The sequence below is a fragment of the Bacteroidales bacterium genome (genome assembly GCA_021648725.1).
GTDB lineage: Bacteria > Bacteroidota > Bacteroidia > Bacteroidales > JAADGE01 > JAADGE01.
This window is the reverse complement of sequence record JAKISF010000021.1, coordinates 11444-24817: the sequence shown is the minus strand read 5'-3', so window position 1 is coordinate 24817 and position 13374 is coordinate 11444. Positions and strand designations below refer to the sequence as shown.

Genomic DNA, 13374 nt, shown 5'->3' with positions numbered 1-13374 from the left:
AAAAAAATCGTGTATTCATGGCAATAAAACAAAAAATCAACCTACTACTTCAATATTTTTTACGGCAGAAATTTTTTTCAGTTGTTTTATTAAAGTTTCGGTGTAACCTTCTTGTTTTGTATATAACTTTATTTCTGCAGTAAAATTAGATTTAGAAGTATCAAAATTAATTGATTTGATATTTACCGATAAATTTTTTGAAATAACAGAAGTTATTTTATTAATTAATCCGATTTCGTTAATTCCCGAAATTTTAAATTCTTTTAAAACGGATATTGCTTTGTATGATGTCCAGTAGGTTGCAATTTCAATTGAGCCGAAAGCAATTTCGGTTTGAGCCGTTAAACAATTTTTATTATGTATGTGTATTATATTATTCCCCTTAGGGTCTTTTACACCTATAATTTCATCTCCGGGAATAGGATTGCAGCATTTTGCAATTTTATAAGAATCAGGCAGTTGCTTGTTAGTTTTTTCTTTGTCACCTCCCGAAAAAGGCATTTTAATTTTCCAGAATTTTGTATTTTTTTCGTTATAACAATATTTCTTAATTAATTCTTTAAGTTGTTTTTCAGAAATTGTTTGCTCTCCTATGTTTTCAAATAATTTTTCTCTGTTACGATACGATAATTTTGTACTTATTTTGTCAATACATTTTTCAATATTTGCAGTTTCCATATCTTTCAGAATATATTCCAGCATTTTCTTTCCGGTTTTTATGTTCTTCTTTATATCTTTTTTAAAATATTTTCTTAATTGATATTTAGCTCTTTGTGTAATTACTGATTCAAACCATTCTTTTTTTATATTTTCTTTTTTTGTTGTTAAAATTTCAACTTGGTCTCCGTTTTTCAGAATATAATTTAACGATTGTGATTTACCGTTTACTTTTCCGGCAATACTTCTTATTGCAATATCCGTATGTATCTTAAATGCAAAATCTAATACACTTGCACCTTTCGGAAGGCTTATAACATCACCTCTCGGTGTAAAAACAAAAATTTCTGATGTAAATAAGTTTAGTTTAAGATTATCGATAAAAGTTAATGCCGTAGAATTATCCTCCGACAAATAATCTAATATATCTTTAACTTTATTATCAAATTCAGTCTTTTTTTCTTTTAAACCTTTATATTTCCAATGTGCAGCCAGTCCGTGTTCTGCAACTTCATGCATGTCTTCAGAGCGTATTTGAACTTCTACCCAACGTCCTTCATTGCTCATAACTGTTACATGCAATGCTCTGTAGCCTGTATCTTTACCTATTTTTAACCAGTTTCTTTTTCGTTCTTTTTTTTCTTTGTAAAGATCAGTTATTAAAGTTCCTATCTGTAATGCTTCAAAATTTTCTGTTTCCTTTTTTTTTGGTTTAAAAATAATTCTTACGGCAAATAAATCGTAAATTTCTTCTAAAGGAACTTTTTTTGTTTGCATTTTCTTCCAAACAGAATATTTTGATTTTGACCTGCCGTATATTTCATATTTAAAATTATTGGAATCAAGTTTTTCTTTAATGGGTAAAATAAACTTATTTATAAATTGAATTCTTTCTCGCTCCGAATTTTGAAGTTTCTCACTAATTTGATTATAAATATACGGATTTGAGTTTTTAAGGCAAATATCTTCCATTTCCGATTTAATATCGTACAAACCCAACCTGTGAGCTAAAGGAGCATATATATTTAAAATATCATCAACAACTTTTGTTCTTTTCTTTTTTGCTAAATGTTCAATTGTTCTGACATTGTGCAACTTATCAGCAATTTTAATGAAAATAACGCGAATATCGTCAGAAATAGAAAGCAAAATTTGCCTTAATACAGATGCTTGTGCGTGATTCTCAAAATATTCTGTTTTTTTTACTTTGGTTAAGCTGCTTACTATTGAATATATTTTTTCTCCGAAATATCGCTTAATGTCTTCAAGGTCATATTCTGTTTTGTTCGGAACATCGTGTAATAATGCAGCAACAGCAGATGTTGTCCCCAAACCTATGTCCTCCGATACAATTTTTGCTACTTTAAGGGGGTGATTTATATATGGTTCTCCGGAATACCGCACCATATTTTTGTGAGCTTTATATACAAATTTAAAAGCTTTTCGCAATAACTCAGTCTGCTCCTTAGTTTTAAAACGATGTTTATTTCTCGTTAAAAAACTTTCAAATTCAGACTTAATACTTTGTTCTTGTGTTTTATGTTTAATTACCATAAAAAATAATAGCCGAAATAACTATTCTGCTTTTTGCAAATATACAAAATTATAGTTTTAAATTTGTTTGTATCTTACTGAAAAATAAAAAAATCTTGTCTGTTCGTTTTGTTTGTTTATTCTTTTTTTTTTAATTTTGTATCCCATTTAAAAAAACACCGGAAGCAGAAAACAGTTTTTTTTTATTAAATATAATTAAAAATGAAAATATTGAGTTATAAGCCGGACGGATATTTACCCGGTATTATTCTTGACAGAGATTCCGGTAAATTCGAGATTTCCGGAAAAACATGCCCGGAGGATGCTATTGAGTTTTACGATCCTGTGTTTAACTGGTTGGATGAGTATTCGCAAAACCCGCTTGAGGAAACTGTTTTTGATTTCAGACTTACATACTTTAATACTGTTTCTTCAAAAATACTAATGATGATTATGTTGAGACTTGAAGAAATTTCCGAAAAAGGGAATAATGTAAAAGTAAGATGGTTTTATCCCGAAGATGACGAAGATTTAGAAGAAGCCGGACAAGATTTTGAAAACATGTTGGATGTAAACTTTGAGTTAATCCCTTATGAAGATGATGATAACGATGATGATAACGTAGGAATTACAGATAGTTTAATAGACTCTTTATTATAACTTTCTATTATTACGAATACTAAAAAACAGTTTTTTTTGTTAAATAGATATTTAATTGACAATTATTTTAATTAAATATACAAAGCTGAAACAAACATATCTTCTTATATTATTATTGATATTTATTAATATCAAAAATTCAACATCACAACCTGTTGAAACTCCTGTTATTGACTATGTTACTGTAAATCAGGTAACGGGTAAGCCTATAGTTTCGTGGTTAATGAATAATCCGAATTTAGTAAGCGGATATTCGATAAAAAGATATATATATAATTGCTCGAATCCTGATTATGCTCCGAACAGCTTTCACACAATAAAAGTAATTAACGATTCTTTTCAACTTTTATATGAAGATAATAGTGTTGATTGCCCTGCCGAACCAAATATACGAAAAGAAACTTTCGGAATTATAGCATTCAGAATTGATGCGGGAGATACTGTCAGAAGCTCTATAGATGCATTTCACAGAACTATTTTTTTACAAGCAGAATTTGACTACTGTAATAAGCAAAATATTCTTAAATGGAATAATTATATTTCATGGGGAAGCAATTTTAAAAATTATGAAATTTACTGTAAAATAAATTCGGGTACATATACAAAAATAGGAACAACGGCATATAACGATACAATATTTGTACACAATGGGGCGGAATATGAGTTTGATTATAAATATTATGTTAAAGCAGTAAGGAATGACGGAGCCGAATCATTCTCAAATATCACAAATGTTTTTACGAATACCATTAAATACCCTGAATATTTAAAAGTTGATTCCCTAATTGTAAATGATAATATAAGTCTTTATTTTAATGTAGATCCGAATTCAGAAGTTAAAAGATATATACTTTATAAATCAGATAATTATATGGATTTATACGACTCTGTTTCAGGAGTTTATCACACCAATAAAAAATACTTAAACTTCACGGATAATTATAATAACGAAAAGAACTATTATTATTTATCGGCAATTGATTATTGCGGAGATGAAGTAAGTAAAACAGAAATTATAAGTAATATAAAAATAGAGGTAAATAAGTCAGAAGGAGTTGATAAAGTAAACAAAATTAAATGGGATTATGATACAGGCAATGAGTTCATAATATTCAGAAGAGAAAATGCCGACTCAGAATTTATAGAAATAGATAAAACACCGGAATTAAATTATACTGATGATATTCAAACTGTATTTGAAAATCAATTTATTAATAATACAGATGACGGAACTTTTTGTTATTACATTACAACCGAAAGAAATAATTTCTATAATAAATCTGATATCGGCTGTGTTGAATATGAAGAAACAGTTTTTATTGCGAATGCATTTAATCCTAACAGCAATATTGAAGAAAATAGAGTATTCAAACCTAAAATTGCTTTTATTTCTGACTATGAACTAACCGTTTACAATAATTTCGGAAATATAATCTTTCAAAGCAATAACCCTGATTCAGGCTGGAACGGATACTTGCCCGGCGGAAAACTTGCCGAACGAGCATCATATTTATATTTTATAAGCTATACAAATGCTTACGGAAAAAGAATACAAAAAAAAGGATTTGTGTCTTTGGTATATTGACGAATACAACTTGTAATCATCGTTAATTAAAATATTTCTTTCAAAATTTGTTTTAAATATAAAAAAAACTGTTATATCTTTGAAAAGTAAATTTGAAAACAGATTTTCATAATCTGTTTTTTGTTTTTGGTAAATAACAATGGAGGCAAAAGAACTTACATATTACGAAAAAAGAGCAATCGTAACTAAACGATTTAATGATTTTATTAAATCTTCTGACAAAATACAATCAAAGGAATCAATAATCAAAATTAAAAAAGCATTTGAATTAGCAGATGATGCACATATTGAACAATCCAGAAAAACAGGATTAGAACTCCCTTATATCACTCATCCTATTGCAGTTGCAAAAATCACAACTGGTGAAATGGGCTTCGGAACAACAACTGCAGTTGCAGCTTTATTGCATGATGTTGTTGAAGACAGCAACGGCAAATATACAGTAGAAGATATTGAAAATAAGTTCGGACATGATGTTGCCGTAATTGTTGACGGTGTAACAAAAATTATAGAAGGTTTTAACCCTAAAAGTACAATACAAGTTGAAACCTTCAAGAAGTTTATCAATAATATGGCTATTGATAAAAGAACTGCTTATGTTAAAATAGCTGACAGATTACACAATTTAAGAACTTTTGCAGGAATCAGAGAAAATTCTCAAATGATAAAAACTGCTGAGGCTTACGATATTTATGCACCATTAGCCCATCTTTTAGGCTTATTTGAGATAAAAAAAGAAATTGAAGATTTAAGTTTTATGTATCGGCAGCCTGTTGAGTATAATAAGACAAAAAATAAAGCCAAAAAGCTGCGACCCGAAAGAAAAAAATATTATAACGAGATAACCGAAAAACTTAAAAAATATCTTCCGAAAAATAAATTCAAATTCAGAATTGAAATAACAGAGCGTTCACTATACAGAGCATGGAGGGTAACAAAGCTTAAAAAAATAAGTTTTAACGAGATTCATAACTTTAACAGCATAAGAGTTATTATTGAACCTATGAAAACTTATTCTGAAAAACAACAATGCTATACAGTTTATTCATACCTGACTGATATTTTTCCTGTAAGACAATTTACATTTAAAGATTGGATTACAAATCCGAAATCGAACGGATTTCAAGCATTAATTGCTGATATAATGTATAAAGGAAGGTGGGCCGAAGTACAGATTATGACCGAACGTATGAATAAAGTTGCAAAAGTAGGATATGCCTCCGGTTATGAAAATCCGCATATTGAAAATATATACAGATGGGTTAATTCAATAAAAGATATTATTGAAAACAAAGATCTCTCCAACGAAGAGGTAATGGAGCTAATAAGGCCGCAGGACAGGGAAATATATGCACTAACTCCGAAAGGTAAAATAATAAAACTGCCTAAAGATGCAACAGCCTTAGATTTTGCTTTCAGAATTCATTCAGATTTCGGTATTCATTTTCAAAGTGCCGAAGTAAACGGAAAACTTGTAGGACATAATTATAAACTTAATAATGCCGACCAGGTTAAGATTCGATATTCTGATTCAATTGAACCTCAAAATGAATGGTTAAACGTGTTAGCTTGTCCGCAAAGTAAAAATGTATTACGACATTATTTAAAAAAGCAAAAAAGAAAAACAACAAATATAGGAGAAAACATATATGAAAATATTTCAACTAAATTTAAAGTTACCGAAAAAGAATTATATAAATTAATTATTAAATTTAATTGTGCCGACAACAAAGAATTTTATTTCAGAGTTGCGAATGAAACAATTACCGAAAAAGAAATTATAAGTTTTCTTAAATCAAACAGAGGAGTGTTCAGCAGAGTAACAGGAATTTGGACAAATGATAAGCAAAACAAAGTTGATATAATTAAATTTAGTGCTAAAGAGAACTTTATTTTAAAAAATTTCGTAAATATATCATTAGCTAAATGTTGCAGACCTGTTGACGGAGACTCTTCAATTATTTACAGAAAAAAAAATAATGAATTTATAATACACAGAAGTGATTGCGTGCAAGCAAAGAAGCTAAATGCATCCGACGGAAAAAATACCGCAAAAATTACATGGAACCTTATTCAAGAAATTCAGTTCAGAACAACAATAAAGTTTAACGGTGTTGATAATAAAGGCTTACTGTCGGAAATTATTGACCTTATATCAAACGAGCATAAAATAAATATGACTTCATTATCAATAAAAACTGAAAAAAGTACATTTAACGGAACAATAGATTTGATGGTATCAAATGCTGATACTTTATATAATGTTTTAAAGCAAATCAGAAAGATAAAATATATAAAAAAAGCATTCAGGGTTTCAGACAGTATTTTAGGTTAGTTAGGATTAAAAAACAGACATAAATATATGATAAACAGGAAAATACAGCCTAAATTTAAAACATCTGAAAGTTTAGAAATAATAAATGTTGAAAACCGGAAATTATTAAACAATATTCCTGTTCACATAGTAAATGCCGGAAATCAAGATGTAGTAAAAATTGATTTCATATTTGATGCAGGCACAATACATAATAACAATCCGTTAATTGCAGATTCGGTAAATGCACTGCTTGAAGCAGGAACAAAGACCAAATCTTCTGTTGAAATTGCTGAAACTCTTGACTTTTACGGTGCATATTTGGAACTGAATATAGGCAATCACTTTTCCCAAATAATATTATACTCGCTCAATAAATATTTAGAAGAAACATTAGATATTATTGAAGACATAATTTTTAACTCGATTTTTCCGGAAAACGAAGTTGATATTTATATAAAAAACAGATTGCAAAAATTTTCAATCAGCAGACAAAAAACTGATGTGTTATCACAAGAACTTTTTTCAGAATCAATTTTCGGTTCTTTCCACCCGTACGGAAGGAAAATAACCGAAAAAGACTTCAATAACATAAATTCACACAACTTAAATAAATTTTATAAAGAAAAATACCTGTTAAACAGTTTGAAAATAATAATGTCGGGAAAAGTTGAAGAATACCATGTTAATTTGTTGAATGAGAGATTCGGCAAACATAAATTAACGGAAATCAAAAAAAGTAAGCTTAATTTTAAAACTAAACCTTCTGAAACTAAGCAAAAATTTGTTGCAGTTGACGGTGCAATGCAAACATCAATAAAAGTAGGAAAAAAAATAATTAACCGAAATCATCCTGATTTCTTTAATCTGAATATTACATCAATTATTTTAGGCGGTTACTTCGGTTCAAGACTTATGAATAATATCAGAGAAGACAAAGGTTATACGTACGGAATATATGCAGGAGTAAATTCACTGCTTGATGCCGGGTTTTTCAGTATTTCGGCAGAATCAGGAAAAGAAGTATTCAGAAAAGCAATTGATGAAATATATAAAGAGTTAAAAATATTAAGAACAAGCTATGTATCAGATGAAGAGTTAAGTCGTGTAAAAAATTATTTAACAGGAAATTTTCACAGCACTTTTGACGGAGCATTCTCTGTATCAGACGCTTTCAAATCAATTTTGTTTTATGGTTTCAATTTGAATTACTATAATCAATATTTTGATACAATTAAAAAAATTACTCCTCAAATAATTAAGGAAACAGCCGAAAAGTACCTAAATGAGAATTCAATGTATGAAATTACGGTAGGTACTGAATAAAAAAAACTTATCCTGAATTTCAAGATAAGTTTTTAAGTTCTTTTTAAATATTAATTTATGGAGTACCCCAACTTGTTGTTTTAGTTTCTATCGGATTAATGCAAATAACAGGTATCTGAGATGTATTATAAATAATTTTTTCATCCCAAGACGAGAAGAATAAACTCTTATCTTTATTAACTAAGGTCATTATCAATTCTGCATCATTTTGAACAGCATAGTCAACAACTTGTTTTGCAAAATTTCCTTCGGTAGGTGATGAAACTTTATCAATATATTTAATGCCGTATTCATCAAAAATATTTTTAATTTGTTTCGTAATGCTCATAATTCTGTTTTTATAAAACCTTCCCGATTCAAATTTAGGAATCATATGAACAGTTGCCTCAAACATTTTTGCAATATTTATTGCCCAAGTAACTTTCTGCCTGTCTTGTGTCGAAGCAGTAATCGGGAATACAATATTTTTATAACCTTCAACATATTGTCGTTTTTGAACAATAACAGTAGGGGTGTTTGTAATACTTATTACTTTCAGCACATAACTTCCTGTTATTTTTTGGAATCCTACTTTTCCGTGAGTACCTAAAATAATTAATTTTGCACCTACTTTATCAGAAGATTCTTTAATATTATCAAATAAATCACCTGATTTTACAAGAAACTCTACTTGAACATCAAATTTCTTTGATGCTTCAGTTGCAATACTTTCAAGTTTTTCCGTAATAACATCCTCAGACAAGTTTTCTTCATCTAAATATTTATCAGTATCCTTATTGATTACGTGAAGTAAAACTACTCTGTACTTCATAATTGAAGCAATAGATGCTCCGTGTTCAACAGCATTCTGGCAAACTTCCGAAAAATCAGTCGGGACTAAAATTACATCATTTTTAGCTTTTTTCATGACATATAATGTTTTATGTTTTAATTTTTTTTAATATAATTAATTGCAAACTGCGTTATAAAATTATTGAAAATAACTTAAGAAACCAAATATATTTTCTATTTTTTTTATATTTGATAAATATTGAGCTTTAAAAGCTTATTTTAGTGAGCCGGTTTTATGATATAAGTAAATGAAATTTGCAAATATTTTTTTGATATAGGCATCAAGGTATGGGAGTTATAACTGCAGAATGGAAGAATATTATTAATGATTTTATGTATTATATGAAGTTAGAAAGATCATTGTCGCAAAATACTGTTGAAGCTTATATCGGAGATATTAATAAACTTGCAAAATATTCAAATAAAAGTCCTTTAAATATTAAATTGTCGGATTTAAATGAGTTTTTAAATGAATTGCAAGGTGAAAATAACAAAGATGCTGAAACAGTAATTATTAGTGCAAGATCTTTGGCAAGAACAATCTCCGGAATAAAAGCTTTTTATCATTATTTAATTCAAGAAGAATTACTTACGGAAAATCCTGCTGAATTACTGGAATCTCCTAAAATCGGAAGAAAACTTCCCGAAGTTTTATCTGTATATGAAATTGATTTGCTGCAATCAAAAATTGATTTAAGTAAACCCGAAGGACACAGAAACAAGGCGATTATTGAAACTTTATACAGTTGCGGACTTCGTGTAAGCGAATTAATCGGACTTAAAATTTCAGATTTACATTTTAAAGAAGGCTTTATTATTGTCAAAGGCAAAGGAAACAAACAAAGAATAATTCCGATAGGAGAGAGAGCTGTTGAAGAAATCTCATATTATTCAAAACATTACAGAAGTAACTTAGAAGTACATCCTGATTTTTCCGATATTTTATTCTTAAACAGAAGAGGAAAACAATTGACAAGAGTAATGATTTTTACTATAGTTAAAAACTTAGCAATTGCTGCTGAAATTAAAAAAAATATAAGCCCGCATACATTCAGGCATTCTTTTGCCACACACTTAATTGAAGGAGGTGCAGATTTAAGAGCCGTACAAGAAATGTTGGGGCATGAGTCAATAATTACAACCGAAATTTATACTCATTTAAACAGAGAATATTTAAAGCAGGTCGTAAACGATTATCATCCTCGAGGAAAGTAACTTTATCAAAAATTTCAGAAATTAATAACAGAAAAACTGAGTTATTATTGTTTTAATTCTAATTTTGGAAAGTGCAAAATCTTCCGAATGTTCAGTTAATATAATAAGCTGAGCTCACTTAAAGCATTGTAAAACATAATAGTATTATTAAATGACTATAGGAAAAATACATTTAAAATTAAAGTATCTGATATTTGCAGGAATATTAGTAACAGCAGGTGTAATTATTATTTTTTTATTTCCGAAAAAAGATAAAGAAAAACAAATTTATCCTACTCCTTTTTTGTCAGTAGAATCCGCTTGGGCTGACACAACTATAAAATATTTATCCGTTGAGGAGAAAATAGGGCAATTGATAATATATGATGCAGGTAAGATTTCTAAAAATAACAGCGACAGCTTGTTTTCGGATTTGTATAAATTTATGCCCGGAGGTATAATATTTAATACTGATTCATTAAATAAATTTGTAAAATACCAAAACAATATTCAAAAGATTTCTAAAATCAATTTGCTCACAATTTGCAAATCAGAAACAGGAATTCCTGAATTTATTGATATCAATTCTTACCCTGATATACAAACCTTACTGTCAATTAGAAACGACTCAATAACAGACATTTATGTTGATTTTTTTGCAGAGTTTAGTAAACAACTTAATATCTCATTCAATATTCTTCCGGAATTTAGAAGTTCAAGCAATGACAGTTCTTATAATAAAAAGTATTTAAACATACTTCTTTCATATAATGAAAACTTAAAAGACAAAAAGATTATTTCATGTCTTTCTGAAAAAAGTTTTTTCATGTTTGACTCAACAAATTTTGAGGTAAACAACAAAATATTTAAATCCGGCTTATCCGCAATTTTACCGAATTATAACAATATACAAAATAATGAATTCGGTTTGACAAATAATATTAAAACAAAATACAACTTCGGAGGTTTATCAGCAGTTGAAATTAAAGATGCAGACTTAACACCTGAATCAATTCTTAATTTAATAAAAAACGGTGCCGAACTTTTTATTACCGATAAACCGGAAAAAATAATAAATAATATTTCTAATTTGCTGGAAGATGAACTTATTACAGAAGAAGATATTAATTACACAGTAAGAAAAATATTATTGGCAAAAACATGGACAGGGGTTGATTCAAACATACATATTGAAGCTGATTCTGTAATTTCTTTTTCAAAGAATATTAAAAATCAAGTAATTTTAAGAAATGTTTTAAAAAAAACAATTACTTCCGTAAAAAATAATTTATTGCCTTTTATGAACTTGAGAAAATTAAATTTTAAGGTGTTAAATATAGGAGAACAAAATTATACATCTTTTAAAAAAACATTTTCAGAATACTCCCTTTCATCTTTTTCAAGTTTCGATTCTGAAGATGATGCTTTTATTTCGAAATTAAAAAAGCATAAAAAGAAGTCCGATTTAATAATTTTGTTTAATAATATAAAGGCAGATACTAATATTATAAATGCAATATTTGAAAATAATTCATCAAAAACAATAAGCTTAATAAACTTCGGAAATATTGAGAATTTACAATTTGCAGACAGTTTTAATGCAGTTATTCAAGTTTACGGAAATTCTGAAATTGAACAAAAATATGTTGCTGATGCAATATTCGGCGGTATATCAATGCAAGGGCAACTTCCTGTGAATATTAACGATTCTCTCTATTTCGGAAAATCTGTTAAGGCAAAAAAAGTAAGAGTTTCCCGTGTTTTACCGGAAGAAGAAGGTTTAAATTCAAAAATTCTGTCAAAAATTGATTCAATTGCAAACGACGGAATCAGAAGAGGAGCTTTTCCGGGTTGCCAGGTTGTTGTTTTTAAAAACGGAAATGCAGTTTTTGATAAAACTTTCGGGTATCATACTTACGCAAAACAAAGAAGAGTAAGAAAAACTGATTTATATGATTTAGCTTCGATTACAAAAATTGCAGCAACAACATTGGCGGCAATGAGGCTGTATGACAACGGCAGACTTCGACTAAACAATAATTTGGGGCGTTTTTTCCGAGATACCGAAATTGACTATTCTAATATTAAGCCCGATACAATTTTTAATATTGACACCCTTAAATTTGCAGATGTTAAAGACTTTCGTAAGATATTAAGATACCAAGATACTATTCATCTTAACGATTCTGTGTTTGTTGCTTTTGATACATTAATTGTAACAACAACACCCGGGAATAACATTTTTAAAGTTAAAATAAGAGATTTGCTTTTGCATAAATCAGGTATTACGCCGACTTTGCCTATTTTACCCTATGTTTTGTATAAAAAGAATTATTATGATTCTCTTGAACTAATTAAACAACGGTTTTACAAAAAAATTAAAAATGACACTTTAAAGAATAACGCAGATACAATATTTAATGTTAAAAAAGGCTTGCAAGAAGTTTTTGATAAGTACTTCACAAGAAAATATATTAAAGACAGTTCAGAAACAAAAATTGCAAACAGTTTTTTTCTTCAAAACAGATATTTTGATACACTTTGGAGAGATACAAAACGTTTAAGGGTTTATTCCAGAAAAATATATCAATATGCAGATATCAATATGATATTGCTTCAACAGGCAATTGACAGCATAAACCGAAGAGGTATTGATAGATATTTAAGATATAATGTTTATCAACCTATGGGCTTAAATACAATGTGTTATAAGCCCACAAAATATTTCTCAAAATATAATATTGTTCCTACCGAAAATGATAAATATTGGAGAGAACAAGTTCTGCGAGGAAATGTACACGACCCTTCTGCTGCTTTGCTGGGAAGAGTTTCCGGAAATGCAGGATTATTTTCAGATGCCTATGATTTAGCTTTATTAGGGCAAATGTGGTTAAACGGCGGCTCGTACGGCGGAATGAGTTTTATTTCAAAAAAAACGGTGCAAAAGTTTACCGGTTTTCAGGAAGACAGTCACAGAGGTTTAGGATTTGATAAACCCGGTAAAAAAAGTATCATAGGCAAAGGAGCACCGCCGGAATCATACGGACATACAGGCTTTACCGGAACCTGCATTTGGGTTGACCCCGTTAATGATATTGTTTATGTATTTCTTTCGAACAGAGTTTACCCCAGTGCAAAAAATTGGAGAATTAACAGGCTGAAAATAAGACAAAAAATTCATACGGTTGTTTATGATGCAATAATAAAGTAACGCATACCGGCAAGATGTTTTTTAAATGCAAATTTTATTAAGTATTTTTATCCTTTTTTAAAA

General features: G+C 28.9%; 8 protein-coding genes. 6 read left to right on the top strand and 2 right to left on the bottom strand.

All coding sequences use genetic code 11. The features are described 5' to 3' along the window. Positions 1-36 precede the first annotated feature (36 nt). Positions 37-2211, bottom strand: coding sequence for a RelA/SpoT family protein (locus L3J35_08905; protein ID MCF6366307.1), 2175 nt, complete (start codon positions 2209-2211; stop codon positions 37-39). Between the two features lie 210 nt (positions 2212-2421). Here L3J35_08905 and L3J35_08900 point away from each other — a divergent pair, with 210 nt between their 5' ends. The 4 genes from L3J35_08900 (at position 2422) to L3J35_08885 (ending at position 8075) form a co-directional block, all read left to right on the top strand. Further along, the gene (locus tag L3J35_08900; protein MCF6366306.1) at positions 2422-2850 is read left to right on the top strand and encodes a DUF1987 domain-containing protein; all 429 of its coding nucleotides are present in this window, start codon (positions 2422-2424) and stop codon (positions 2848-2850) included. 55 nt (positions 2851-2905) lie between these two features. Next, positions 2906-4435, top strand: coding sequence for a gliding motility-associated C-terminal domain-containing protein (locus L3J35_08895; protein MCF6366305.1), 1530 nt, complete (start codon positions 2906-2908; stop codon positions 4433-4435). 139 nt (positions 4436-4574) lie between these two features. Beyond that, on the top strand, positions 4575-6770 hold the full coding sequence (locus tag L3J35_08890) for an HD domain-containing protein (GenBank protein ID MCF6366304.1): 2196 nt from the start codon (positions 4575-4577) through the stop codon (positions 6768-6770). Positions 6771-6797: 27 nt separating this feature from the next. After that, on the top strand, positions 6798-8075 hold the full coding sequence (locus tag L3J35_08885; protein ID MCF6366303.1) for an insulinase family protein: 1278 nt from the start codon (positions 6798-6800) through the stop codon (positions 8073-8075). Positions 8076-8130: 55 nt separating this feature from the next. Here the strand turns inward: L3J35_08885 and L3J35_08880 are convergent, their stop codons facing one another. Beyond that, positions 8131-8982 carry a universal stress protein gene (locus L3J35_08880; GenBank protein ID MCF6366302.1) on the bottom strand — a complete coding sequence of 284 codons (852 nt, stop codon included), beginning with the start codon at positions 8980-8982 and terminating at the stop codon, positions 8131-8133. A gap of 212 nt (positions 8983-9194) precedes the next feature. On the opposite strand from L3J35_08880, the gene xerD reads away from it, so the two are divergent. Together xerD and L3J35_08870 are read left to right on the top strand one after the other, a co-directional pair. Continuing rightward, positions 9195-10121 carry a site-specific tyrosine recombinase XerD gene (xerD, locus tag L3J35_08875; GenBank protein MCF6366301.1) on the top strand — a complete coding sequence of 309 codons (927 nt, stop codon included), beginning with the start codon at positions 9195-9197 and terminating at the stop codon, positions 10119-10121. 151 nt (positions 10122-10272) lie between these two features. Beyond that, positions 10273-13311, top strand: a complete 3039-nt coding sequence (locus tag L3J35_08870; protein MCF6366300.1) for a serine hydrolase — start codon at positions 10273-10275, stop codon at positions 13309-13311. Positions 13312-13374 lie beyond the last annotated feature (63 nt).